At 38.8% G+C, this 24392-nt stretch carries 23 protein-coding genes; 13 read left to right on the top strand and 10 right to left on the bottom strand.

Annotation, left to right across the window (positions count from 1 at the left end):
* Positions 1 to 82: 82 nt before the first annotated feature.
* The 5 genes from ACFSR6_RS15940 to ACFSR6_RS15920 form a co-directional block, all read right to left on the bottom strand.
* Complete coding sequence (locus ACFSR6_RS15940) at positions 83 to 928, bottom strand: transketolase (protein WP_379080594.1); 846 nt, start codon at positions 926 to 928, stop codon at positions 83 to 85.
* Between the two features lie 57 nt (positions 929 to 985).
* A complete protein-coding gene (gene bcp / locus ACFSR6_RS15935; protein ID WP_379080592.1) occupies positions 986 to 1450 on the bottom strand; it encodes a thioredoxin-dependent thiol peroxidase in 465 nt (154 codons plus the stop codon).
* A gap of 163 nt (positions 1451 to 1613) precedes the next feature.
* Positions 1614 to 3347 carry a M23 family metallopeptidase gene (locus tag ACFSR6_RS15930; RefSeq protein WP_379080590.1) on the bottom strand — a complete coding sequence of 578 codons (1734 nt, stop codon included), beginning with the start codon at positions 3345 to 3347 and terminating at the stop codon, positions 1614 to 1616.
* A 3-nt stretch (positions 3348 to 3350) separates the two neighbouring features.
* Entirely contained in the window at positions 3351 to 3962 is a 612-nt protein-coding gene (locus ACFSR6_RS15925; protein WP_379080588.1) for a fumarylacetoacetate hydrolase family protein, read from the bottom strand.
* A gap of 75 nt (positions 3963 to 4037) precedes the next feature.
* Positions 4038 to 4568, bottom strand: coding sequence for a T9SS type A sorting domain-containing protein (locus ACFSR6_RS15920; protein WP_379080586.1), 531 nt, complete (start codon positions 4566 to 4568; stop codon positions 4038 to 4040).
* 180 nt (positions 4569 to 4748) lie between these two features.
* On the opposite strand from ACFSR6_RS15920, the gene ACFSR6_RS15915 reads away from it, so the two are divergent.
* Entirely contained in the window at positions 4749 to 6728 is a 1980-nt protein-coding gene (locus tag ACFSR6_RS15915) for a KUP/HAK/KT family potassium transporter (protein WP_379080584.1), read from the top strand.
* A 3-nt stretch (positions 6729 to 6731) separates the two neighbouring features.
* The gene (locus tag ACFSR6_RS15910; RefSeq protein WP_162800021.1) at positions 6732 to 6884 is read left to right on the top strand and encodes a hypothetical protein; all 153 of its coding nucleotides are present in this window, start codon (positions 6732 to 6734) and stop codon (positions 6882 to 6884) included.
* A 35-nt stretch (positions 6885 to 6919) separates the two neighbouring features.
* On the opposite strand, the gene ACFSR6_RS15905 is transcribed toward ACFSR6_RS15910, so the two are convergent.
* The gene (locus ACFSR6_RS15905; RefSeq protein WP_379080582.1) at positions 6920 to 7423 is read right to left on the bottom strand and encodes a transposase; all 504 of its coding nucleotides are present in this window, start codon (positions 7421 to 7423) and stop codon (positions 6920 to 6922) included.
* A gap of 5 nt (positions 7424 to 7428) precedes the next feature.
* Positions 7429 to 9378, bottom strand: a complete 1950-nt coding sequence (locus tag ACFSR6_RS15900) for an amino acid permease (RefSeq protein ID WP_379080580.1) — start codon at positions 9376 to 9378, stop codon at positions 7429 to 7431.
* A gap of 289 nt (positions 9379 to 9667) precedes the next feature.
* Here ACFSR6_RS15900 and ACFSR6_RS15895 point away from each other — a divergent pair, with 289 nt between their 5' ends.
* Positions 9668 to 10888 (top strand): MFS transporter, encoded by a 1221-nt coding sequence (locus tag ACFSR6_RS15895; protein ID WP_379080578.1) that lies wholly within the window; start codon positions 9668 to 9670, stop codon positions 10886 to 10888.
* 234 nt (positions 10889 to 11122) lie between these two features.
* Here ACFSR6_RS15895 and ACFSR6_RS15890 read toward each other — a convergent pair whose 3' ends face one another.
* The 3 genes from ACFSR6_RS15890 to yihA all read right to left on the bottom strand — a co-directional run bounded on the left by ACFSR6_RS15890 (position 11123) and on the right by yihA (position 14526).
* Positions 11123 to 12829, bottom strand: coding sequence for a M3 family oligoendopeptidase (locus ACFSR6_RS15890; RefSeq protein WP_379080576.1), 1707 nt, complete (start codon positions 12827 to 12829; stop codon positions 11123 to 11125).
* 100 nt (positions 12830 to 12929) lie between these two features.
* Positions 12930 to 13787, bottom strand: a complete 858-nt coding sequence (locus tag ACFSR6_RS15885) for a UbiA-like polyprenyltransferase (RefSeq protein ID WP_379080574.1) — start codon at positions 13785 to 13787, stop codon at positions 12930 to 12932.
* A 115-nt stretch (positions 13788 to 13902) separates the two neighbouring features.
* Entirely contained in the window at positions 13903 to 14526 is a 624-nt protein-coding gene (gene yihA / locus ACFSR6_RS15880; RefSeq protein WP_379080572.1) for a ribosome biogenesis GTP-binding protein YihA/YsxC, read from the bottom strand.
* Positions 14527 to 14690: 164 nt separating this feature from the next.
* Between yihA and ubiE the strand changes: the two genes are divergently transcribed.
* From ubiE to bamA, 10 genes are all read left to right on the top strand, one after another.
* Positions 14691 to 15422, top strand: coding sequence for a bifunctional demethylmenaquinone methyltransferase/2-methoxy-6-polyprenyl-1,4-benzoquinol methylase UbiE (ubiE, locus tag ACFSR6_RS15875; protein WP_379080570.1), 732 nt, complete (start codon positions 14691 to 14693; stop codon positions 15420 to 15422).
* Positions 15419 to 16216 carry a type IX secretion/gliding motility protein PorT/SprT gene (gene porT / locus ACFSR6_RS15870; protein WP_379080568.1) on the top strand — a complete coding sequence of 266 codons (798 nt, stop codon included), beginning with the start codon at positions 15419 to 15421 and terminating at the stop codon, positions 16214 to 16216. The genes ubiE and porT overlap by 4 nt, the downstream gene beginning before the upstream one ends.
* An 89-nt stretch (positions 16217 to 16305) precedes the next feature.
* A complete protein-coding gene (locus ACFSR6_RS15865; RefSeq protein WP_379080566.1) occupies positions 16306 to 17064 on the top strand; it encodes an SDR family NAD(P)-dependent oxidoreductase in 759 nt (252 codons plus the stop codon).
* A 120-nt stretch (positions 17065 to 17184) separates the two neighbouring features.
* Positions 17185 to 17631, top strand: coding sequence for a GatB/YqeY domain-containing protein (locus ACFSR6_RS15860; protein WP_379080564.1), 447 nt, complete (start codon positions 17185 to 17187; stop codon positions 17629 to 17631).
* 163 nt (positions 17632 to 17794) lie between these two features.
* Positions 17795 to 18559, top strand: a complete 765-nt coding sequence (locus ACFSR6_RS15855) for an alpha/beta fold hydrolase (RefSeq protein ID WP_379080562.1) — start codon at positions 17795 to 17797, stop codon at positions 18557 to 18559.
* Positions 18560 to 19222: a CBS domain-containing protein gene (locus tag ACFSR6_RS15850; RefSeq protein WP_379080560.1), complete on the top strand. Its 663-nt coding sequence runs from the start codon at positions 18560 to 18562 to the stop codon at positions 19220 to 19222.
* Between the two features lie 9 nt (positions 19223 to 19231).
* Positions 19232 to 20113 carry an NAD kinase gene (locus ACFSR6_RS15845; RefSeq protein WP_379080558.1) on the top strand — a complete coding sequence of 294 codons (882 nt, stop codon included), beginning with the start codon at positions 19232 to 19234 and terminating at the stop codon, positions 20111 to 20113.
* A gap of 2 nt (positions 20114 to 20115) precedes the next feature.
* Positions 20116 to 20928: a type IX secretion system protein PorG gene (gene porG / locus ACFSR6_RS15840; protein WP_379080556.1), complete on the top strand. Its 813-nt coding sequence runs from the start codon at positions 20116 to 20118 to the stop codon at positions 20926 to 20928.
* A 19-nt stretch (positions 20929 to 20947) separates the two neighbouring features.
* Complete coding sequence (locus tag ACFSR6_RS15835) at positions 20948 to 21688, top strand: isoprenyl transferase (RefSeq protein ID WP_379080554.1); 741 nt, start codon at positions 20948 to 20950, stop codon at positions 21686 to 21688.
* 149 nt (positions 21689 to 21837) lie between these two features.
* Complete coding sequence (gene bamA, locus ACFSR6_RS15830; protein ID WP_379080552.1) at positions 21838 to 24381, top strand: outer membrane protein assembly factor BamA; 2544 nt, start codon at positions 21838 to 21840, stop codon at positions 24379 to 24381.
* The last annotated feature ends 11 nt before the right edge of the window (positions 24382 to 24392 follow it).

Here is a 24392-nt window from a genome sequence, read left to right as displayed (position 1 = left end):
CAAGCTTGCTTCGCAGGTTTTCATTGCTTTTTAGATGTGAGATTTTAGATATGAGACTCACATCTCACATTTCCAATCTAATTTAGTAATCCCCTAAAGTTTCTGGTAATTGCGCTAATGCAGCAGCTAATTGCTCATCATTTGGCGCTGTACCATGCCATTTATGTGTACCCATCATATAATCTACACCAGCACCCATTTGTGTGCTCATTAGATTTAAGATCGGTTTACCTTTTCCTGTTAAAGTTTTAGCATAATGTAATCCTTCAACAATGGCCTGCATATCGTTACCATCTGTATTGATTACGTGCCATCCGAAAGCTTCAAATTTAGCCTGTAAATCATCCAGGGCAAGAACTTTGCTTGTTGGTCCATCAATCTGCTGTCCGTTATAATCAACAGATGCAATTAAATGATCAACTTTATTAAACGGTGCAAACATGGCTGCTTCCCAGTTTTGTCCTTCCTGTAATTCCCCATCACCCAATAAGGCAAAAACATAAGATTTATCGCCGTTTAATTTTTTAGCGAGTGCAGCTCCAATAGCAACCGATAAACCCTGGCCTAATGAGCCTGAGGCAATGCGGACACCTGGGAGATGTTCGTGGGTAGTTGGGTGACCTTGTAATCTGGAATCCAGTTTACGGAAAGTTGCCAGTTCGCTTTTATCAAAATAACCGGCATGAGCCAATGTACTGTACCAAACCGGAGAAATATGACCATTGGAAAGGAAGAAAAGATCTTCGCCAGCACCTTCCATAGTGAAGTCTGTTTTGTGGTTCATTACTTCGAAATATAAAGCAGTAAAAAAATCTGCACAGCCAAGCGATGCGCCCGGGTGACCAGATTGACATCCATGAACCATTCTTACGATATCTCTTCTGATTTGAGAGGCAATATCTTCTAGCTCTTTAATTGTATGTTTCATTAAAATAAGAGGTTGTTGTTATATAACAAAGGTAATATTTTACCCGCTATATCATAATTAGTTATTGATTAAATTGAGTACTTGTTGTGTTGGGTTTTTGGTATCAACTTTTTTGATGATGTGGATAATTTTTCCATCGCCATCAATAATGAAAGTTGTACGGACCGTGCCCATGTATTTTTTGCCGTACATGTTTTTTTCTCCCCATACACCGTAGTCGTTGACAATTTTCTGGTCGGTATCGGCTAATAAGGTAAAAGGTAAATTATGTTTGGTTACAAATTTCTGATGTGATTTTTCGTCATCAACACTAACGCCTAAAATGACAATGCCTTTAGCCTGTAAACCTTGATAGTTATCTCTGAAATCGCAAGCTTCGGCTGTACAACCAGGGGTATCGTCTTTTGGATAAAAGTAAAGCACAACTGTTTTTCCCTTATAGTCGCTTAACGACACTTCATTGCCGTTTTGATCTTTCGATGTGATTGCTGGTGCCTGATCGCCTTCTTTTAACGTTGCCATGATTGAATTTTGAATATTATTAGTGATTTAATGTATTTTTACGTGCAATTTAAACACTTTAATGGATTATACTGTTTGGGGGTAACCTTAAAGATGACATTTCTACGTGTTAATATAAAATTGAAATCCATTTGATCATGCACCCTATCTAAAAAACTTATTACTACCTGAAGAAATTAACGTTATACTTCCGTGTATTTTCTTTCATATCCACTACAATAAGTTCCAGGGTATGCCTGCCCGGAGCTGTTCTCTCATCGAAACTGTGCCAAAGTGTTGCGCTTTTGGCATCGAACTCCATTAATGCCCATTTACCATCAATATAACCGTTAAAACTTTTGATTCCTGATAAATTATCACTGATCTTAAAAAAGATTTTGGATAAACCTGACATATTCTTGCCTTCAGAAATATTTACAGGAAAAATCCTCGGCGCGATGGTATCAACTGCGACGTAAAAACTTCCGAAATTTTTTGGTGTGGCTTTTACATAGCCGTTATCGAAACTTCCACCTTGCGATGAGCCGTTTAAATTTACGATCAATGCTTTGCTGCGCAGGTTTTCGGGAAGGTTATCACCTTTAATCCAAAGATCGAAACCAATATGTAGTGGTACGTAGCGGTTATGGATCTGATGTACAGCCGACCAGGCATTGCCAGCTGGCCTTGGTAGTTTTTTATAGGTGAAATTTAAATCGTTATATAAAGTGCCCTTTGGGAGAATCACTTTTACCTCTTCGGCATTAAATTCGTTTACCTTATTGTATGGGTAAATTATTCCGGCAGCCACTACTGGAGCAGCAACTGGTGCTGAACCTGCATTTACAGTAAAAGGCAGCACAGAAGAATTTCCTTTCGAATCGGTAATGGTATAGCGTAGCTGATGCTGTGCACCATCGTTGAAGTTGATGCGGCCATTATTTACCAGATTGCTATAAATCTTCAATGGATTGCCCGGATCAACAAAACTTTTCTGAATACTTCTTTTTGTATTTAAATAAGTAGGGTAATCAATGTGGGAGTTGATGGCCTTACTGTCTTCAAAGGCAAAGCGTTCCAAAGCCGAAGTATATACCATTTTACCATCAACTTCTAATTGGATGGAGTACACACCGTTTGTGCCCGATAAACCATTGTGCCTATCGGTTACCACAATGCCAAAACCCACTTCGCCTGTTAAACTAACCGGCGCAGTTGTTTTATAGCTGCCATTTGCACCGGTAATGGCAATGGCCTGTTTTGGTGTAGATTCATTAAAAGTTTTGCCATTTAAACGGTAAACATATAAACCATGGATAACAGGAGGGATGTTGTCTGGAATTACAATTCCGAAAAACTGTGGATTAATGGTTTCTTCTGTCTTGGTATCCCTGATCTCGAAATGTAAATGCGGTCCGCCGGAACTGCCACGGTTGCCAGACCAGGCGATCACTTCACCTTTATGTACAGGGATCAATGTCGCATCAGGAAATTCGTCGATCTCGAAAGTTTTCTTTTCGTACTCGAGGTTTTTAACAATGGTTGCAATTTTTGGTGCAAAACGTTGTAGATGCCCATAAACTGTAGTAAAGCCGTTTGGATGATTAATATATAACGCCTGCCCGAAACCACTGTTCTGGACTCTTAACCTCGAAATATATCCATCTGCAACCGCATAAACAGGATAACCTTCGCGTTGGTTGGTCCTGAAATCAATTCCCGAATGAAAGTGGTTACTCCGAATTTCCCCGAAAGAACCTGCAAGCGCTGGTGGATTGATATCCAAAGGCTGTCTGAAATCTGTAATCGGGTACTTATTGGTACTGAAAACCTGTTGTGCCTGTACAAACGCGGTTATACATAAGAGGCAAATTGAAAAGGAAAATTTTAACTTGTATTGGATCGGGTTTTTAATCATTCGTTACTTCACATCAAAATTTAAAAGTTGCTTTCCTTCCAGCCAGGCTTCCATTTTATCTCCTTTGTTTATTTTTCCGACACCCTGAGGGGTTCCGGTAAAAATTAAATCGCCTTTTTTTAAGGTAATGTATTGAGAAACAAAGCTGATTATCTTCTCGAACGAGAATAACAAATCTTTAGTATGGCCAACCTGGCGGCTTTCTCCGTTTACTTTTAGCTCGAAATTTATATTATAAAGATCTTCAAAATCACTTTTCGGCAAGAAAATGCTAATCGGTGCCGAGTGGTCAAAAGCTTTGGCCAGTTCCCATGGAAGCCCTTTTTCTTTGTGCCTGCTCTGGATATCACGCGCGGTAAAATCAATGCCTAATCCCACTTCATCATAATAATTTGCTGCAAATTTTTCGGCGATATGCTTGCCTTCCTTGCAGATTTTTAAAACTACTTCTAATTCGTAATGAACATCATTAGAAAAATCGGGCAGGTAAAAAGGTTTATTATCTTTTAAAATGGCCGTATCTGGTTTCAGAAAAATTACTGGTGTTGTTGGAACAGGATTGTTCAGCTCTTTTGCGTGTTCGGCGTAATTTCGGCCAATGGCGATGATTTTCATTCTTAAAAATATGGTATATGATAAAATAGACGGGCATTCAATCCCCATCAATCAAAAATAGAAAAGAAAATGGTGTTATAAAACTGAGATCCGTTTTACCTGGCTTTCTGATCCTGCAATAACCCTTAAAAAGTAAATGCCGGGGTTTATCCTGTTCGGAATGATAAAACTTTTTGTCTGTTCGCCTGCGTTTAAACGCTCGTTTGCCAATGTTGCTACCTCGTTACCTAATAAATCAATGATTTTGATTGTGGTTTGAGTGCCATCTTTTCCAATAGACAGGATCATGTTTAACTGATCTTCAACCGGATTGGGATATATTTTTACGATGGTCAGCAATTTGTCTTTAGGAGCCGGAATTGTATTTTTTGGAGTTGTAGCGTAAGTGTTAAACATCCCTGGGCCACCGATAGACAAGTAAAATGGTTTATAAGGCGTAATATTTGCTTTAATTTCAGGTATTCTGTTTACTTTTTTGGTTCTGTTTTTTAAGCTAATGTGGATACTATCAGCTTGTTGTGCCCAAGAATTTACGCCGCACAGCAAAACGATGCACAGTGTGCATGCGAGTTTAGTGAGGAACGTTATCTTAGCGTAGAGTTTCATCAAATTGGTATAGCAAATGTATTAATTTAAAACAAAGAAATTAAACATTTTGTTTAAAAGCCATAATTTAACACAATTTAACAATAATATTTAAATTTCATAGTGTTAAAAATACACAATAATTTGGTTGTTAAATTGTTATAGTTAGTTTACTTTTGCCGCACTAAAAATATCAACGAAGTGTCAAATCATAAAAATGTCAACGCGTTAACCGCCGGCGGTGTTCTAATTAGTTTAGGAATTGTGTTTGGTGACATTGGTACCTCACCTTTATATACGCTTAACGCAATTTTTACAAGCATTCTGGGTGTAAAAGAAGGACTGGTCGCAAATCCGGGTTCAATAACTACCGATGTTGTTCTTGGTGTTCTTTCCTGCATCATCTGGACGCTCACCTTACAAACAACCATTAAATATGTTATCATCACCTTAAGAGCAGATAATAAAGGCGAGGGCGGTATTTTCTCCTTGTTTTCTTTAGTAAGGAAAAAGGCAAAATGGCTAATTGTACCGGCCGTTGTTGGGGGATGTGCATTGCTTGCCGATGGTGTAATTACGCCAAGTATCACCGTAACGTCGGCCATAGAAGGATTAACCAGCAGGTTCGAGATACCTGTAGTTCCGGTAGTAATTGCAATCTTAACCGTACTTTTTATCATCCAGCAGTTTGGAACCAATTTGGTGGGCAAACTATTCGGGCCTGTAATGTTTGTTTGGTTCACTGTTTTGGGTGTTGCCGGACTGTTGTTCATCATTAGAGATTTTAGTATTTTAAAGGCGCTTAATCCGTATTATGCAGTACACCTATTGGCTACCAATAGTAAGGCATTTATTATTCTGGGAGGGGTGTTCCTGTGTACTACAGGGGCAGAGGCACTTTATTCTGATTTAGGGCACTGCGGACGGAATAACATCCGTATCAGCTGGATTTTTGTGAAAGTAACCCTGATTTTAAATTATTTAGGTCAGGGAGTTTGGATTTTACAGAACGAAAGTACCTTTATTCCGAGTTCAAAAATGAATCCTTTCTTTCAGATCATTTCGAGCCATTTCCAGGTGCCAATGGTTATTTTAGCTACTATGGCAGCGGTTATTGCAAGCCAGGCATTAATTAGTGGCTCTTTTACGTTAATATCAGAAGCTGTTCGTTTAAATCTTTGGCCTAAAATCAAAATTGTCTATCCATCGGTTCAAAAAGGTCAGCTGTATGTACCTTCCATTAACTGGATGCTTTGGGTAGGCTGTTGCAGTATAGTGTTTTTCTGGAAAGAATCTTCTAAAATGGATGCTGCTTATGGCCTTTCCATTACGATCGCCATGTTGATGACTACGATTTTGGTAAGTGTTTATTTAAAGAGCAAGCGTTTCCCAAAATACCTTATTGCCATTTTTATTTCGATATATGTAATTATAGAAGGTACATTCCTTTTTAGTAACCTGCATAAGTTTTCTGATGGAGGATGGTTAACAGTACTTATAGGTTCGGCACTGTTTACTGTAATGTGGAGCTGGTTTGTTGCCCGTAAGATTAAAAACAGGTTTGTTAAGTATGTTGAAATTGAAGATTATTATGAGATTTTAAGCGAATTGAGTAATGATGAATCTGTTCCAAAATACTCCTCTCAGCTGGTGTATTTAACCAGCGCAAACTTTAAAACTGAAATTGAATCGAAAATTATTTATTCGATTATACAAAAAGAACCAAAACGGGCAGATGTATATTGGTTAGTTCACGTTGATGTGATGGATGAACCTTATACTTTAGATTACAAGGTCGAATTCTTAATTCCAGGTAAACTGATCAGGATCGATTTTAGATTAGGCTTCAGGGTTGAACAACGTGTAAATCTTCTTTACCGTAAAGTAGTAGAAGAATTGGTTAAAAATGGTGAAATCGATATTACAAGTCAATATACTTCGTTAAATAGGCATAAAATTGCCGGCGATTTCAGGTTTGTAATTTTAGAAAAACACTTATCTAAATTTACCAAACTGAGTTTCTACGAGCGTACGATTATGGATTATTATTTTATCCTTAAGAGGTTAAGTTTATCAGAAGAACGCAGTTTTGGTTTAGACAGCAGTTATGTGGATGTAGAGAAAGTACCACTGATTTTTGTTACGCCGGATGATATCGAACTGAATAGATTACCGGTTTAGCGAATGAGAACTGCACTATTAATTTTAGGCATTGTGCTCTTTATAGCGGGGCCGGCCGCAAAGATATACCATCTTGACCATGCAAATAATTATATGATCGCCTCCGGGTTGGGGCTGGTCATGATTACTGCAATGGCTTTTATCAAAAAGAAATAAATCAAATCCTCTTTCAGTTTAAGAAAGGGGATTTTTTATAGATAGAATTTATCTTCATTCCATTTGCTGGGATTATTGATAATGTAGTTAGAGATATTTTGATATGCTCTTTCATTGCGAATAATGTGTTCGTAATAATTGCGCTGCCAAAGCTTTCTCATTATTTTATTATGCGATTTGTATAATTGCAAACATGCATTTGAAACAATTGATTTATATGCTCCAATGATATTTGCAATTGTCGGGGCGACCCTTGCGGTCGCCCGAGAAGAAGATAAGACTATGATGCCGTGCATGTGATTCGGCATAATCTGAAAAACATCGAGTTCGAAATTTGAAAATCTATCGGATAAATTAATCCATTCATTATAAGCGATTTTTCCTGATTCATTTAAAATCATTTCATCATCTACTACCTTTCCAAATCTATGAAGCCTATCTTCACAGCAGATGGTGATAAAATAGGCACCCGCTTTTGAATAATCATAACCCTTTAACCTGATCGATCTTCTGTTATGTATTAAAGGATTATACTTCATGATATTTAAACCTCGGCTTGTGCCAGCTTACTGTGGCGATAACCGTAGGCAAAATAAACCACAAGCCCCACAACCAGCCATATGCCAAAACCGATCCAGTTGGAGATGCCGAGTTCGCACATCATATATAAGCAGCTGATTAACCCCAAAACAGGGATTAAGGATAAGTTTTTAGTGATACAATAATAATTGATTACCACGCAGATAATCAAAAAGATCCACATCGGGATTTTGTGTTTAAACAGGCCCCAGCCACTTTCATATTTCTTCTCTGCCGGTACTTTTGAAGCAGAGATAAACTGTTCGTAACGATCAGCTGGTAATGCGCTCAGGTAAGATTCTGCATCAACTTTATCTTCGTTGATGATTTGCGGAGCCGCATGTTTAACAATTTCCTCTTTTACAATTTTCAGTTCATCACCGTTTAAAGAAGTAACAAAAGTTACCGTTTGAATGGTTTTAGGCGAATTGAAAAAGAATGCTTTGGTTTCTTTACCATATTGCGTAAAAGCAAAAGCAATGGCGGCTATAAAAGCAATAGGGACGATAAATTTGCTGTTGATGTAAGGGATTTTAAACTTTCCACGCTGCACATCAGGTCTGTTCTGCAGCACTAAAACACCTGCACAAACCAAAACAAAAGCGAATAAGGTACCAATAGAGCAAAGATCGGTAACAATGGTGAGGTTCATAAACAAAGACGGAACGGCTACTACAAAGCCAACCACGATGGTGGCAAATGAAGGTGTTTTATATTTTGGGTGGATTTTCGAAAATGATTTAGGCAATAATCCATCCCTGCTCATGCTCATCCAGATGCGTGGCTGACCCATCTGGAAAACCAAGAGCACACTTGCCATGGCAAAAACAGCACTCACAGCGATAATACCACTCATCAGTTTTAAATCAATCTGATCGAAAACAAAGGCCAATGGATCGCCAACTGCTAAGGTGTCAGACTTAACAATACCTGTTAAAACCAGGGCGATGGCTACATACAATAAGGTACAGATGATGATGGCCCACATCATACCACGGGGCAGATCGCGCTGCGGATTTTTACATTCCTCAGCAGTTGTAGAAATGGCATCGAAGCCAATATAGGCAAAGAATACTGCTGAAACACCTTTTAATATCCCTGAAACACCGTTAGGAGCAAATGGATCCCAGTTTTTGGTGTCAACATAAAATATACCAACAGCCAAAACCAAAAGGATTACAGCCAGTTTTACTACTACCATGGCGTTGCTGGCGTTACGGCTTTCCTTCATGCCGCGGTAAATCAGCCAGGTGATTAAAATGATAATGCCCAAAGCTGGAATATCTGCAACAAGATGAAAACCACCTATTTGTGGCGCTGTAAGCCAGGCATTATTAGCCAGGGCAGTTGCCGGATCTAAAGCTGAAAGGCTTTTTCCTGCGGCTAATAGTGCTTCGGCATGTTTGTGCCCGTTATAAGCACTTAAGTAATCCATGGTCATCCAATCGGGTACATGGATACCATTTATGCCGAGAAAAGGTATTTTTATGGTAGAGAGTAGTCCTGTAAAATAATCAGACCAGGATATGGCCACCGTAATGTTCCCGATGGAGTATTCCATAATAAGCGACCAACCAATAATCCAGGCAATCAATTCTCCGAAGGCAACGTAAGAGTAGGTATAGGCACTACCCGAAACAGGAACCATCGAAGCAAATTCTGCATAAGCAAAAGCAGCAAAACTACAGGCCACTGCTGTAAAAATGAACAAAAAGATTACGGCCGGACCACCATCGGCACTTGCTTTACCTATCGTACTAAAAATACCAGCGCCAATAATTGCTGCAATACCAAAAGCTGTTAAGTCGCGGACGCCTAGTGTTTTATGTAGTGTATTTTCATGGTCGCCATAGCCTTTTGCTGCATCTTGTAATATTTTGGAAATGGATTTCTTTCTGAATAGCTTTTCGAACATTTTTTATTTGATTGTTTCTTCAAACTTATAAAAAGTTTGGCTAAAAACGTTTAAAGCCACATATAATTTTCGTTGCAGGTTATTTAGAGTACGAAATGCATCTAAAATAGGGTAATTATAAGCTTTAAGTCAAAAATTGCAATTATTTGGCTTGAATAAGCCTTTGTTTGATTCGCATAATTTTAATGTTTCTGATAGTGTTAATTTTGCCTTAATTAATCAGCAGGTTGATGCCGAGTGTTGAAAAACCTGTTTGATTAGAATATTAAATTATAATTAATACATCATTATGAATACGAGCACTGCACCAATAAAATACATTAAAGAGCGTAACCAGGGCATTGCTACTATACTGGCTTTTGCACTGCTACCCATTTCCGGTTTTGCAACTGATATTTATATCCCCTCCTTACCCGATATGGCAGGCGCCATGCATGTACCCAACGTTCAGGTTCAGCTTACTTTAAGTATCTTTCTGATCAGTTACGGGGTTTCGCAGCTTTTTATCGGGAGTGTGCTCGATAGTTTCGGACGTTATAAAATCTGTCTTTATGCCCTGTTGGTTTTTGCAGCAGCAAGTATCATTATTGCCACCAGCCATAACATTTATCTGATTTATTTAATGCGTGTAATACATGGGATTACCGTAGGGGCTATTGTGGTGGCTAAGAGGGCATATTTTGTTGATCTTTTTGAAGGCGAACAACTGAAACATTATCTTAGTTTGTTTTCGATTATCTGGAGTACCGGACCAATTATTGCGCCGTTTATAGGCGGTTATCTGCAGACTGCTTTCGGATGGGAATCTAACTTTTATTTTTTGGCAGGTTTTGCAGCTGTTTTTGCTTTACTGGAGCTGATATTCAGTGGCGAAACCTTGAGGCATTTTACCGATTTTCAATTGAAAAAAATTGCAAGGATCTATGTTCAGATGATCAGGACCACTAGTTTTACACTGGGTATTGTGATGTTGGGTTTAGCGTACTGTATGGTAATGGTTTACAATATGACGGGGCCGTTTATCATCGAACACCATTTGAATTTCTCTCCGGTTGTGGCTGGCTACAGCTCCCTGTTTTTGGGTTTTGCCTGGATGGTTGGTGGTTTTATTGGTAAAGCAACAATTAACAGGCCCTTTTTTAAAAGGTTAACGATTAATTCGCTGTTACAGCTGGCGTTTGTAGTTTTAATGATCCTGAGCTTAAATTTCGTATCAAACCTTTGGTCGTTAATTTTCTTTGCCTTTATTATCCATGTTGGCGCAGGCTATACCTTTAACAACTACTTTACTTTTTGTCTGGCTAAATTTCCTAAAAATGCGGGGATTGCAGGCGGCCTAACAGGTGGCTTTACCTACGTAATTGTTTCTGTATTGAGTTATGGTATTGTAAACCTGATCCCGGCAAAAGACGAGCGTAACCTGGGTTACAGTTACCTGATCATGATTGTTATATCATTGGCCGTGATGTTTATGATTTTGAAGGTAAGAAAAAAGGATGCGGTAAATTAAAACAGCTTGATTTTCAGTCTTAAGATAAGGTAGTGTCATAGCAATAATTGCCGTCCTGAGCAATGATTTATAGTATAAAATCAATATGGATCACGGGGGAGCAACGGTATTGATCTTTTCGAAAAATCGTCATTGCGAGAAGGAACGACGAAGCCTGCCCGCAATGACTCAACGATATAGCTTTTTTGTTTTTTGAGGGAAAACCTTCAACCCCCTACCTTCCAACCTTCTACCTTAACCCAATTTCTCCAGTTCTGATTTCACAAAACCTGCAAGTTCTTTCACATAATCTGCACTGAAATCAAATTTGATACCTGCTGTTTCATAGATTTCATTCATAGGCCTGGTGTAACCCAAAGAAAGTGCAGCAAGGTATTGATCAAGTGCTTTTTCAGGATTTTCTTTATAATTTTTCCAAACGGCAATGGCTCCTAATTGTGCAATGGCATATTCGATGTAGTAGAAAGGTACTTCAAACAAGTGAAGTTGTTTCTGCCATACGTTACCGAATTGCTGTTCTAAATCTGTCCAATCGGCAAAGCCAGCACCAAAACGATTATAGATCTGCTTGAAGGTTTCCTCCCTGTCTGCCGCAGTATGGTTTGGGTTGGTGTAGATCCAGTGTTGGAATTGATCAATTACCGCTACCCACGGCAATGTTTTTAACACATCGGCCAATTGTTCTTTTTTTGCGCGGATTAAGTCTTCTTCATTATCAAAGTAAACCTCCCATTTGTCCATAGAGATCAGTTCCATACTCATTGAGGCAAGTTCGGCTACTTCTGAAGGACAGTGTTTAAAATCGTTCAATTCTAAATTGGCCGTTAAAAACGTATGCACAGCGTGACCACCCTCATGTACCATTGTGGTTAAATCGCGTAGTGAGTTTGCCGAGTTCATAAAAATAAATGGTGCACCGGTTTCGGCCAAAGGATAGTTGTAACCGCCTGGAGCTTTACCTTTTCTGCTTTCTACGTCAAAAAGGTTGTTGGCTTTCATTGTGGCCAGTTTTTCTCCTAATTTTTCATCTATTGCATTAAAACAGGCAATACTTTTATCAATCAGTTCTTCGCCATTGTTAAAAGGTTTTAAGGCTGGTTTACCACTTATGCTAACCTCAAGGTCCCAGGGTTTTAATACGTCTAAACCCAACGCTTCGCGGCGTTTTTCGGCCTGTTCTTTTAAAATCGGAACAATTTCTTTTTCGATGGCATTGGCAAAATCATAACAATCCTGCGGGGTATAATCGAAACGGCCTAAAGCCTGGAACATGTAATCGCGGTAGTTCTCAAAACCTGCGTTTAAGGCTACCTGGTTACGCAACTTAATCAGTTCATCAAAAAGAATGTTTAAATCGTCTTTATCAACCAAACGGCGTTGCTGGATTGTTTTCCATGCATTTTCGCGCACCTCGCGGTTTAAATCTTTAATGAAGATCGAAGCCTGTTCCAAAGTGTATTCCTGTCCGTTTATCTGAACGCTCATGGCGCCGGTTGTGCTTTGGTATTTTTGTTGTTTTACCTGCAGCTCAGTAAAAAGCTCAATGTTTTCATCACGGTAAAGCGCTAAGGCTTTTTTAATTGCACGGCTGTAAACAAAATATTTTTCTTTATCCAGCTCATCCATAAAAGGACTTTCAACAAACTTTTTATTCAGCTCGTTGGCTAATGGCGAAATTTTAGGTTCTATTTCTGTTGCAAAGTATTGGAAATTTTTAACCAGCTCTTCGTTGGCTGTATCGCAGCTCATTTTAATGTATCTCCAGGCAAAGTCTTCTTCCAAAGCCGCTTCCAGCTCAGAACGATCTTTAAGCCATTGCTCTAACCCGGCAGAGCTGTTTATTTCGCGGTGCTGTAGTTCGGTAAAAAGTGGTTCTAAATTTTCCCAGGTAATGGTTAATTCCTGCGGAATATATTTTCTCGGTTTCTTGGTGATGATCATGTTTAATTTAAATTATTGAATGATAGAATTAGTGATTGAGTGAATGTAGCCGGATTAAACACCAGACATCCAATCATTCAGAACTCAAAATCCATTCATTTTATTTATGTCTCAAATACGCGTCTATTAAAAAGCAAATGGCAAATACTACTGAAGCATAACCGTTTAAGGTTTGGAATGCCCGGTTTACCTTGCTGATATCGTTTGGTTTTACAAGCAGGTGCTGGTAAATCAGCATCGAACAGAAAAATACAATCCCTACATAATAAACCCAGCTAAACTCGGTAAAGAATACAGGTAAAATTACGCAGGCTGCCGATAATACATGCAATAAAACCGAAACGTTCAGAGCATTTTTTATGCCAAGTGCCGATGGAATAGAATGTAAATTTTCTTCGCGGTCGAAATCTTCATCCTGCAAGGCATAAATAATATCGAAGCCGCTTACCCAGAACAATACTGTTAAGGAATATAAAACCGGCACAAGAGCAAACTGGCCTGTTACGGCAATGTACGCACCTATTGGTGCCAACGATAAGCCTAGCCCTAACACCAGGTGGCAAAGTGCTGTAAATCTTTTGGTATAGCTGTAAAATAATATCACAAACAGGGCTACTGGCGATAAATAAAAACAAAGCGGGTTAATGAAATAGGTGGCAATAGCAAACAATACACAATTGATAATGACAAAAGTAAGCGCTTCTTTGGCCGAAACTTTCCCCGCCGGGATATCGCGCATTTTGGTACGCGGGTTTTTGGCATCAATATTCCGGTCGAGGTAGCGGTTAAAAGCCATAGCCGAGTTGCGGGCAAAAACCATACACAGCAGAACTAAAATTAATTTATACCACGAAAATGGGTTTTCGGTAGTGGTTACACCCAGAAAAAAACCAATCATGGCAAAAGGCAGTGCGAAAACCGAGTGTGCGAATAATACGAGTGAAAAATATTTTTTCATTTATTGATAATGATTAACTATTCTTATTAATGGTTAATAGTTGCTGGTTAATGGCAGATTGCCGAATACTAATGAACCAATAACTAATGATCAATAAGCCAATGAACATTAAGTTTTAAAACCGCTTATAATCTGTCGGAACTACAAAATCTTTATTTACTTCATAGATAAAATTCAATACTTCGTCTTTACCGATAGCTTTTTCGGCCGAAGTAATGAAAGTTGCCGGAATTTCTTCAAAAAACTCACCTAACTTACGCTTAAAGCCAGCCACATTTTTTTGTGTGGTGGTCATACCTTGTTTGTCTGCTTTGGTAAAAATCAACGAAAAGGGAATTTGCCTTTCGCCGAGCCAGTAGCAAAATTCAATGTCAATCTGCTGCGGTTCCAAACGGCTGTCAATCAATACAAACACACATTGCAGGCTTTCCCTTTTAGTGATATAGGCACGGATAAATTTTTCCCATTTCTCTCTGCTGGTTTTTGAAACCCTGGCATAACCATAACCCGGCAGATCGACAATATACCAGGCTTCATTAATCAAAAAGTGATTAATGAGCTGTGTTTTTCCCGGCCGTTGCGAGGTTTTGGCCAAACCATGCTGATTAACCAACATGTTGATTAAAGACGATTTGCCCACATTAGAACGACCAATAAAAGCATACTCAGGCAATATAGGCGGCGGCAGGGCCGAAACCTGGGTGTTGCTGCATACAAATGCTGCTGTTTTGATAACCATAGTGCAAAGGTAGGGTTTTGAGTCCGAAGTCCGAAGTCCGAAGTCGGAAGTACAAATTCATATTTCCTAAATCTGATTTTTGACAATATGGTGAACACTTTGTGCCAAAGACTTCGGACTCCGGACTAAAGACTCCCGACTTTTATCTATCTTTGCCACATATCATGAATCAGAATATCACTCCATACCAAGTAGAAGATGCAACTAAAAAAGAGCAGGTTGCAACCATGTTTAACAACATTTCGGGTACCTACGATTTTTTAAACCATTTTCTTTCTTTAGGCATTGATGTATTATGGCGTAAGAAAGCAATTAAAGAGCTGGTTTCCATCCAGCCCAGGATAATGCTTGATGTAGCTACAGGAACAGGCGATTTTGCTTTCGAGGCGATAAAAAAACTTCGCCCCGAGAAAGTAATTGGTGTAGATATTTCCGAAGGCATGCTCGAGGTTGCCAAAAAGAAGATTGATGAGCGTAACCTGAACGAAACTTTTACAGTTCAGGTAGGTGATTCGGAAGGACTGCATTTTAACGATAATACTTTTGATGCCATTACCTGTGCTTATGGTGTACGTAACTTCGAAAACCTCGAAAAAGGTTTAACTGATATGTACCGTGTATTAAAACCAAATGGTAAAATGGTAATATTGGAATTTTCTAAACCAAGGGTATTTCCGGTAAAACAATTGTACAGCTTCTATTTTAAACAGGTAACACCGTTTTTTGGTAAGTTGTTTTCTAAAGACCACAGGGCCTATACCTATCTGCCCGAATCGGTAGCGGCTTTCCCTGATGGAGAAGATTTTACAGGCCTGATGGAAAAAATAGGTTTCAAAAGTACCAAACAAAGAATTTTAACGTTTGGAATAAGTTCGATATATATAGGAACCAAATGATCAGAAAATTAAGCCTCATTCTTTCTCTCTTCGCCGTATCTGCAACTGTCTTTGCGCAAAACTGGGGTGGTGGTATAGATGATGAAGATTGGAGTTTTGGCTTTAATTTCCAATATATCTCAGCCGAATATAAAATCCTCAAGAAGCAAAATTGGCGGTCGCCTTTCTACGAGGTACCGAATTCTTTTGATCCTTCTTACGATCCAAATTCGGGCATTCCGGTTACCTCAATGTTAAACGCTATTTCCAGTCAACCATCTCAGGGCTTTGGGTTGGGGTTTGTAGTTAACAGGATGATTTCCGATAATTTCGATGTCAGGGCCACGCCTTCTCTTATTTTTAGCGACAGGATAGTAACTTATGAGTACGAACCAATGGCACCGATCAACCTTGGTAATGGACAAATGAAAAATTTTCAAACCGTGGTCGAAAGAAAAGTTCAGGCTACGATGTTTGAATTTCCATTGGGTATAAAAGTGAAGTCGAATCGGTTGAACAATTTTAGGGTGTACTGGCTGGGTGGAGCTAAATATTCGATAGATATCGCTTCAAAAAAGAAAACTTTCGATGAAGGTGAAACTGCGGTAAATAAATTTTTAAAAAATCGAAGAAATTACCTTTCATACGAAACGGGTATCGGTTTCGATATTTACTTCGAGTATTTTAAGATGTCGCCCGAAATAAAACTATCGTATTCAACCAACGACTTACTTCAGCACGACAATACTGTTTACGCTAATCCGATAGATAAGTTGAAATTACGTCAATTAACATTCAGTTTGATTTTTCAATAGTCCTGCAATCCAAAAAAACTTACCTTTGTTGGAGTTGGTAAATCAGAGGTGTTATCTTAGGGGATTACCAATACTTAAAATTCATAAAAATGTCTAAAATCGCATTAATTACAGGTGCCACTTCCGGTATTGGCGAAAGTTGTGCACATACATTTGCCCAGCAGGGTTACAATCTGATACTATTGGCCCGCAGAGAAGACCGTTTAGCTAAAATTGCCCATCATCTCGAAGATAAATATGCCATCACCGTTAAACAGGTATTGGCAGATGTTCGCGATAAGGATAATCTTACTGCTGCTTTGGAAGCTTTGTCCGCAGAATGGAAAAAGGTAGATGTACTGGTGAATAATGCAGGTTTAAGCCAGGGTTTAGATCCCATTGATAAAGGCGACACCAACGATTGGGATACCATGATTGATACAAATGTAAAAGGAGTGTTGTATGTAACCAAAATCGTTTCCAACTGGATGATCCCGAACCAATCCGGTCATATTATCAATATTGGCTCAATAGCCGGTAAAGAAGTTTATCCGAATGGAAACGTATATTGTGCCAGTAAACATGCGGTAGATGCGTTAACCAAAGGGATGCGTATCGACCTGCTTACACATGGAATAAAAGTTACCGCCATTAATCCAGGTATGGTTGAAACCGAATTTTCGGTAGTGCGTTTTAAAGGCGATGAAGAACGGGCAAAAAAGGTATACGAAAACTTGGAGCCCCTCATTGCAGACGATATTGCCGATGCCATTTGGTACGTAGTAAGCAGACCGAAACACGTAAACATTAACGATATGCTGATTATGCCTACAGCGCAGGCTACCGCAACGATAGTAAATAGAGGTTAATTTGGTTAACTGTTTAAATTGGTTAATTGAAAGATTAAATGATTAATAAAAAATGAAAATAATAATTGGCGATCGGGATTTACAATTAACCGCTTAACCAACTACAACAATTAAACAACAATGATATCAAACACAATAGATCAGGAAATAAAAAAAGCCATGCTGGCTAAAAACAATGCACAGTTAAGAGGGTTAAGGGCAATAAAGGCAGCTTTACTTTTAGCTAAAACAGAGAAAGGATCTTCAGAAGAAATTACTGAAGAAGCTGAACTTAAAATTCTTCAGAAACTGATTAAACAACGCCGAGAATCTGCTGATATTTACAAGCAGCAAAATCGCGAAGATTTGTACAAGGTAGAGGAAGAAGAAATTGAAGTGATTAACCAGTTTTTGCCAAAACAGCTAGATAGGGAAGAGGTTGCCGCAATTATTGAAACGGTAATCAAACAATCTGGCGCTACATCGGTTAAGGAAATGGGGAAGGTAATGGGGCTGGCAAACGCAGCGCTTGCAGGTAAAGCCGATGGTAAATTAATTGCTGAGATTGTTAAAGAAAAATTAGCTTAATTTAAAGCGCAAAAGCGTATTTATCGCTGGCTGCTTGTCGCCATATGCAATGCAAACAGCGTTTTTATACCGTTTTCGATTTTATTTCAGAAAAATGGCATATAAATGCATAATTTTAATTTTACTCTACTAACTTAGTAGCACAATACCATCTAGAATAGATATGACTTACCCGATAATAGAAGAAGACGGATTTAAATACATAGAAGCTGGAACAGGCGAAACACTGGTATTGCTACACGGCCTAATGGGCGAATTAAGCAATTGGGAACTCGTTATAGAACACTTTAAGGATCGCTACCGTGTAATTATTCCGATTTTGCCAATCTACGACCTGCCTATTTTAACATTGGGCGTAAAAGCATTATCAAGATACCTTCATCGCTTTTTAAAATATAAAAATTTAAACCAGGTAGTGCTTATTGGTAATTCGCTTGGTGGCCACGTTGGTTTGGTATTTACTGTAGCCCACCAGGAGTTTGTTAAAGCCCTGGTTTTAACAGGCAGTTCAGGTTTATACGAAAATGCTTTCGGAGGATCTTTCCCACGCAGGGAGAGCTACGATTATATTAAGGAGAAAGTTGAATTTACTTTTTACGATCCTGCTACTGCAACCAAAGAGCTGGTTGATGATGTTTTTAAAACGGTTAACGATAGGTCGAGGGTTATTCGCATTTTAACCATGGCAAAATCGGCAATACGCCATAATATGGCTAAAGATCTCTCGAAAATTACCATACCGGTTTCCCTGATATGGGGTAAAAATGATAAGGTTACACCGCCGGAAGTGGCAGAAGAATTTCATGAATTGTTGCCAAATTCGGAATTAAACTGGGTTGATAAATGTGGGCATGCACCTATGATGGAACACCCGGAAATATTTAATACATTTTTAGAGAAATTTTTAGATAGAATATTGTTAAAGTAAATGTTTGCAGCAGAAATCATATCAGATGCAGTTCCATCATTAAGGACCGATGATACGGTGCAGAAAGCTTTAGATCGGATGAACGATTTTAAGTTAAAGCATTTGCCTGTTGTTAATGGGGTAACTTTATTGGGCCTGGTATCTGAAGATGATTTACTGAATATTGATAATCACGATACGCTGTTAAGTGCCAGTACAGTAAATATACTCAATGTTTTTGTATGGAACAATGTACATACTTATGATGTAATCAGGTTGTTGAGCCAGTTAAAATTGACGGCGGTTCCGGTTTTAGATCAACATAAAAATTATTTGGGTTTAATTTCGGTCAATAACATGATAAATGCAGTGGCCGAACAGTATGCCGTAAATGAACCGGGAGGGATTATCGTTTTAGAGATCAGTAACCGCGATAATTCACTTGCGCATATTGCACAGATTGTGGAGGCCGATAATGCACAGGTGCTCTCTTCTTATGTTAATTCTTTCGAGGATTCTACACGTTTGGAAGTCACGCTGAAAGTAAACAAAACAGAAATTACTTCGTTGGTAGCCTCTTTCGAAAGATACGATTATCTGGTAAAAGAGGTATACAATAACACCCAGGTTGATAATGGATCGCAAGAGCGTTACGATTCTTTCATGAACTATTTAAATGTATAAACCGATCTTATGAGGATTGCAATTTACGGCAGAGATTTTAATGATACGGTTTTACCTTATGTACAGGTGGTTTTCGATCATCTGGCCGAACACCAGATCCAGCCAGTGGTGTATTCTAAATTTAAAACTTCTCTGCATGGCAAAATAAAACTGCCAGCGAATACCATTATATTCCATAACCACGCCGAACTTAAAGACCATGCTGATGTATTGCTGAGCCTGGGCGGAGACGGAACGTTGTTAGACACTTTATCGCTGATCCGTAATTCGGGTATTCCTGTAATCGGGATTAATTTTGGCCGTTTGGGTTTTTTGGCCAGTATCAACAAAAACGAAATCGCATCGGCACTCCAAGCCCTGATCAATAAAGAATATACCTTAGATTCACGTTCGCTTTTAACATTAGAATCTGATAACGGTTTATTTGGAGAAGAAAATTTTGCACTGAACGATATTACGATTCATCGTCGCGATAATTCGGCCATGATGATTATCCACGCATCAATGAACAATGAGTTTATCAATTCTTATTGGGCAGATGGATTGATTATTGCCACCCCCACAGGTTCTACAGCGTATTCATTAAGCTGTGGAGGACCGATTATTTATCCCGATTCTAAAAATTTTGTAATTACACCTATTGCACCACATAATTTAAATGTGCGGCCAGTGGTGGTGCCAGATCATAATAAGCTCTCTTTTGAGGTAGAAGCAAGGGAATCTAAATTTTTGGTTTCGTGCGATAGCCGGACAGTTACGGTAGAACGATCGGTGAAAATTAGTATCAAAAAAGCAGATTTTTGCGTAAATCTTATCAGGCTTAACAATGAAACTTACTTAAACACGTTAAGGAATAAATTATTATGGGGCATCGATACCCGTAACTACTAAGTATGACGCCAAACAAAAAACTATTGATTATCCTCTTCATCATCGTAAGCGGACAGTTTGTCCGTGCACAGCGTGAGCCGATAGGTGAACCCTCTTGGGAGGTTGGTGTTATGGCTGGTGGTGCCGGTTATATGGGCGATCTTAATCAGAATAATCCTTTGCAGATCAGTGGTTTTTCGGGCGGTGTTTATGTAAAGCGGAATTTTAACCAATATGTGGGTATTCGCTTAAATTATACCTACGGACAGGTAAAAGCGGATGATTCTTATTCTAGCAACGAGCAGTTCCGTGAAAGAAACCTGCGTTTTAGAACTTCGCTGAACGAGTTTAGCGGATTGGTAGATTTTAATTTTTTTAATTTTAACCTCGGCGGCGGAACGCGCCAGTTTACGCCATACCTTTTTACCGGGGCAGGTTTTCTTATCTTTAAACCAACTGTAAAAGTAAACGGCGAAAGGTACCGGTTAGACAGGCTGGCAACTGAAGGCCAGGAAAATGGCTACAATAATGCTGTTTTAACCATTCCGTATGGGGTAGGACTAAGGTATAATTACAAAGATACCTGGAGTGTTTTTACCGAAATAGGCTACAGAACACCATTTACCGATTATATCGACGATGTGAGTGGCCGTTATCCGGCTAACCAGGTGATTGTTGGAAATGGCCAGAACCAGGTTAATTTATCCGATCCTTCACGCTATCAAATTGGACAGCCAGGTACGCAAAGAGGCGATTTTCGAAAAAGGGACACTTATCTATTTGTTAGTGTTGGCATATCTTTTACCTTTGTATCCTCAAAATGCTATTCCTTTTAAGCTGATTTTGACATAATTAATGGGATTTAAAGAACAAATTGACTATAATCGCCTGCCAAAGCACATTGCCGTAATCATGGATGGTAACGGAAGATGGGCAAAAGGCCAGGGTAAAGTGCGGGTTTTCGGCCATGAACAAGGGGTACTGTCTGTAAAAGACATTGTAGAAGGCTGTGTGGAAATAGGTATCCAATATTTAACTTTATATGCTTTTTCTACCGAAAACTGGAACAGGCCAAAAGAGGAGGTAGATGCTTTGATGCAGATACTCATTTCTACCATCAACAAAGAAACCGAAACACTTAATAAAAACAACGTTAAGCTAAATGCAATTGGCAATATTGCATCCTTACCACAGGAGTGTATTGACGATTTAAAAGAAGCCATGGCAAAAACAGCCCATAATGAAAAATGCACACTAACACTGGCATTGAGTTATAGCGCAAAATGGGAAATTTTGGAGGCTGCCAAAAAAATTGCTGCTGCGGTAAAAGACAATACCATTTCTTTGGATGATATTAACGAAGACCTGTTTTCATCAAAACTAACCACGGTAAATATACCCGATCCGGAACTCATGATCAGGACCAGTGGCGAACACCGTATCAGCAATTACCTGCTTTGGCAAATGGCTTATACCGAGTTTTATTTTACTGATGTTCTGTGGCCGGATTTCAGACGTGAAGACCTTTTCGAGGGCATTGTAGACTATCAAAAACGCGAACGTCGCTTTGGTAAAATTAGTGAACAATTAAACTAATTTTTCTTTTAACACTTTTTAACAAGCGTTTAAACTAACTTAGCACCACTTTTACACTATAAATGAAACCATGATAAGGGAACAACGTAAGAAAATTTTGCTTTATAAAATACCGTTATCTTTTGGCCATTACTGAACAACTAATTTTAATGAAAAGAATATTTCAAGTTTTAATCCTACTAGTTTTAGCCGCTCCGGCCTTCGCTCAAATACGTCCACAAGGTCAGGCTCCGGTAACCCCTTCTTTAAAGGTTGGTGGCTTAGATCTCGATTATTTTAGTCCAAAAGAATATATCATTGGTGGTACCACAGTAACCGGCACCCAGTACTTAGATAAAGAAGTATTGATTACCCTATCTAAGCTAAATAAAGGCGATAAAATCGTTCTTCCTGGCGAAGCAACTTCCGACGCAATTAAGACACTATGGGCCCAGGGATTGTTTGATGATGTTAAACTTAATATCGAAAAATTTGTTCAGGATTCTGTTTATTTTGAAATTGAAGTGGTTGAGCGTCCGCGTTTAAGCTCTATCGACCTAAAAGGTATTCGTAAATCTGAAAAAACTGCAATTCAGGAAAAATTAAATGATAAAACAGGTAAAATCGTGAACGATAACCTGTATAATACTACTTCTGCCATTGTTAAAAAATACCTATTGGATAAGGGTTTTTTCTTCACCAAGATCGATTACAAAACACGTAAAGATCCGAATGCAGAAAACAGTGTGGTATTGGAAGCAAATATTGATAAAGGCCACCGTGTAAAAGTACAGCATATCGATTTTACCGGAAACAAAGATTTTAAATCGGCAAAACTTAGAAAATACCTTAAAAACCCTAAACAATTTGCCTGGTGGCGCTTTTGGGGATCCGGAAAATTCTCAAAGGAGAAGTACGAAGAGAACAAGGTAAAAATGATTGCCAAAATGCACGAAAAAGGTTATCGTGATGCTGAATTACTAAAAGATACCATTTACCAATATAACAGTAAAAAAGTTAATATCAGAATGGACCTTTACGAAGGTAAAAAGTATTATTTTGGTAATATTACCTGGGCAGGTAATGCCATTTATCCGGATAGTATTTTGCAAAAAGTATTAACTATCGAAAAAGGTGATGTTTTCAGCGAAGAGAAATTAAATAAAAAATTAAACGGTGGTGGCGAAAACGGTGGCGATATCAACAGTATGTATACCGATAACGGATATTTAACTTTTAATATCGATCCGGTACAGACCAAAATTTATGGAGACACGGTTGATGTTGAATTACGGATGTATGAAGGACCACAGTATACCAACAACCGCATCACACTAAAAGGAAATACCATTACAAACGATAAAGTGGTATTACGTGAAATCCGTACCAAGCCGGGACAGAAATTTAATAAAAGTGATTTAATCCGTACCATCCGTGAAATTGGTCAATTAGGGAATTTCGACGAATCTAAAACAGTTCCTACACCGCGTCCTAATCCGGCAGATGGTACTGTAGATATCGAATACGCAGTTGAAGAAAAACCATCAGATCAGATTGAGCTATCAGGTGGTTTTGGTGGTGGCCGTATTATTGGTACCTTAGGTTTAACCTTTAATAACTTCTCATTACGTAACCTTTTCAATTTAAAAGCATACAAGCCATTACCAAAAGGCGATGGACAGAAATTAAGTTTACGTGGGCAAACCAATGGTAAATATTACCAGTCGTACAGTTTCTCGTTCTCTCAACCTTGGTTTGGTGGCGAGAAACCGGTAAGTTTCGGGGTAAGTGCATTCACCTCGTTACAGTCTAACGGTTTAAGCAGCGGCGATGCCCAGTTTCAGAAAATCCGTTTAAATGGTGTAACCGTTAGTTTAGGCAGAAGGTTAAACTGGCCGGATAACTATTTCCAATTATCTCATGCGATTAGTTTGCAACAGTATATCTTAAATAACTATTCGGGATATTTATTTAGCACCGGTACCTCTTATAACCTGAGTTTATCACAAGAAATTAGCCGCGATTCAAGGGACTCGCCAATTTTCCCTAAGTCAGGATCTTTTTTACGTTTCACTATTCAGGCAACCCCACCATTTTCACTACTTAACAAAGTGAATTATGCAACTGCATCTGATAAAGAAAAATATCGCTTTACAGAATACCATAAATGGAAATTCGATTCGCAATGGTATCAACGTGTTGTAGGTAACTTAGTAGTTAAAGCACAAGCGCAATTTGGTTTCTTAGGTTTGTATAACAGGGCTGTTGGTCAGTCGGCATTCGAGCGTTTCAAATTGGGTGGTGATGGTATGCAGGGATTCGATTTTTTACAGGGGTCTGAACTAATCGCGATGCGTGGTTATGCAAATAATACAGTGATACCAAATGGTTCTGATCCAAGAATTGCACAGCAATCGGGTAGTCCAATTTACACCAAATATGTACTAGAGGCACGTTACCCGGTAATTGCAAGTCAGCAGGCAACAGCATTTGTTTTAGCCTTTGCCGAGGCAGGTAACACCTGGAATAGATTTGGTGATTTTAATCCTTTTAACGTGCGAAGATCTGTCGGTGTAGGTGCCCGTATCTTCTTGCCAATCTTCGGTTTATTGGGTATCGATTACGGACATGCATTTGACAGGATCCCTGGGGTAACAGACGGAGGTAAACAAAACTTTACTTTCAGTATCGCACAACAATTAGGTGGATTTTAATTGATAAAGAA

The organism is Pedobacter vanadiisoli (assembly GCF_042684385.1).
Classification (GTDB): Bacteria; Bacteroidota; Bacteroidia; order Sphingobacteriales; family Sphingobacteriaceae; genus Pedobacter; species Pedobacter vanadiisoli.
The sequence above is the reverse complement of the archived record's forward strand: the minus strand, read 5'-3'. Positions and strand labels throughout refer to the sequence as shown.

What these genes read in the sequence shown, in the direction of transcription:
- ACFSR6_RS15885 (WP_379080574.1), bottom strand. Translation starts at nt 13,787, where the DNA reads ATGAAAAAATATTTTTCACTCGTATTATTCGCACACTCGGTTTTCGCA.
- ACFSR6_RS15940 (WP_379080594.1), bottom strand. Translation starts at nt 928, where the DNA reads ATGAAACATACAATTAAAGAGCTAGAAGATATTGCCTCTCAAATCAGA.
- ACFSR6_RS15865 (WP_379080566.1), top strand. Translation starts at nt 16,306, where the DNA reads ATGTCTAAAATCGCATTAATTACAGGTGCCACTTCCGGTATTGGCGAA.
- ACFSR6_RS15920 (WP_379080586.1), bottom strand. Translation starts at nt 4,568, where the DNA reads ATGAAACTCTACGCTAAGATAACGTTCCTCACTAAACTCGCATGCACA.
- ACFSR6_RS15900 (WP_379080580.1), bottom strand. Translation starts at nt 9,378, where the DNA reads ATGTTCGAAAAGCTATTCAGAAAGAAATCCATTTCCAAAATATTACAA.
- bamA (WP_379080552.1), top strand. Translation starts at nt 21,838, where the DNA reads ATGAAAAGAATATTTCAAGTTTTAATCCTACTAGTTTTAGCCGCTCCG.
- ACFSR6_RS15895 (WP_379080578.1), top strand. Translation starts at nt 9,668, where the DNA reads ATGAATACGAGCACTGCACCAATAAAATACATTAAAGAGCGTAACCAG.
- bcp (WP_379080592.1), bottom strand. Translation starts at nt 1,450, where the DNA reads ATGGCAACGTTAAAAGAAGGCGATCAGGCACCAGCAATCACATCGAAA.
- ACFSR6_RS15850 (WP_379080560.1), top strand. Translation starts at nt 18,560, where the DNA reads ATGTTTGCAGCAGAAATCATATCAGATGCAGTTCCATCATTAAGGACC.
- porT (WP_379080568.1), top strand. Translation starts at nt 15,419, where the DNA reads ATGATCAGAAAATTAAGCCTCATTCTTTCTCTCTTCGCCGTATCTGCA.
- porG (WP_379080556.1), top strand. Translation starts at nt 20,116, where the DNA reads ATGACGCCAAACAAAAAACTATTGATTATCCTCTTCATCATCGTAAGC.
- ACFSR6_RS15890 (WP_379080576.1), bottom strand. Translation starts at nt 12,829, where the DNA reads ATGATCATCACCAAGAAACCGAGAAAATATATTCCGCAGGAATTAACC.
- ACFSR6_RS15845 (WP_379080558.1), top strand. Translation starts at nt 19,232, where the DNA reads ATGAGGATTGCAATTTACGGCAGAGATTTTAATGATACGGTTTTACCT.
- ACFSR6_RS15835 (WP_379080554.1), top strand. Translation starts at nt 20,948, where the DNA reads ATGGGATTTAAAGAACAAATTGACTATAATCGCCTGCCAAAGCACATT.
- ACFSR6_RS15910 (WP_162800021.1), top strand. Translation starts at nt 6,732, where the DNA reads ATGAGAACTGCACTATTAATTTTAGGCATTGTGCTCTTTATAGCGGGG.
- ACFSR6_RS15855 (WP_379080562.1), top strand. Translation starts at nt 17,795, where the DNA reads ATGACTTACCCGATAATAGAAGAAGACGGATTTAAATACATAGAAGCT.
- ACFSR6_RS15860 (WP_379080564.1), top strand. Translation starts at nt 17,185, where the DNA reads ATGATATCAAACACAATAGATCAGGAAATAAAAAAAGCCATGCTGGCT.
- ubiE (WP_379080570.1), top strand. Translation starts at nt 14,691, where the DNA reads ATGAATCAGAATATCACTCCATACCAAGTAGAAGATGCAACTAAAAAA.
- ACFSR6_RS15930 (WP_379080590.1), bottom strand. Translation starts at nt 3,347, where the DNA reads ATGATTAAAAACCCGATCCAATACAAGTTAAAATTTTCCTTTTCAATT.
- ACFSR6_RS15905 (WP_379080582.1), bottom strand. Translation starts at nt 7,423, where the DNA reads ATGAAGTATAATCCTTTAATACATAACAGAAGATCGATCAGGTTAAAG.
- ACFSR6_RS15925 (WP_379080588.1), bottom strand. Translation starts at nt 3,962, where the DNA reads ATGAAAATCATCGCCATTGGCCGAAATTACGCCGAACACGCAAAAGAG.
- yihA (WP_379080572.1), bottom strand. Translation starts at nt 14,526, where the DNA reads ATGGTTATCAAAACAGCAGCATTTGTATGCAGCAACACCCAGGTTTCG.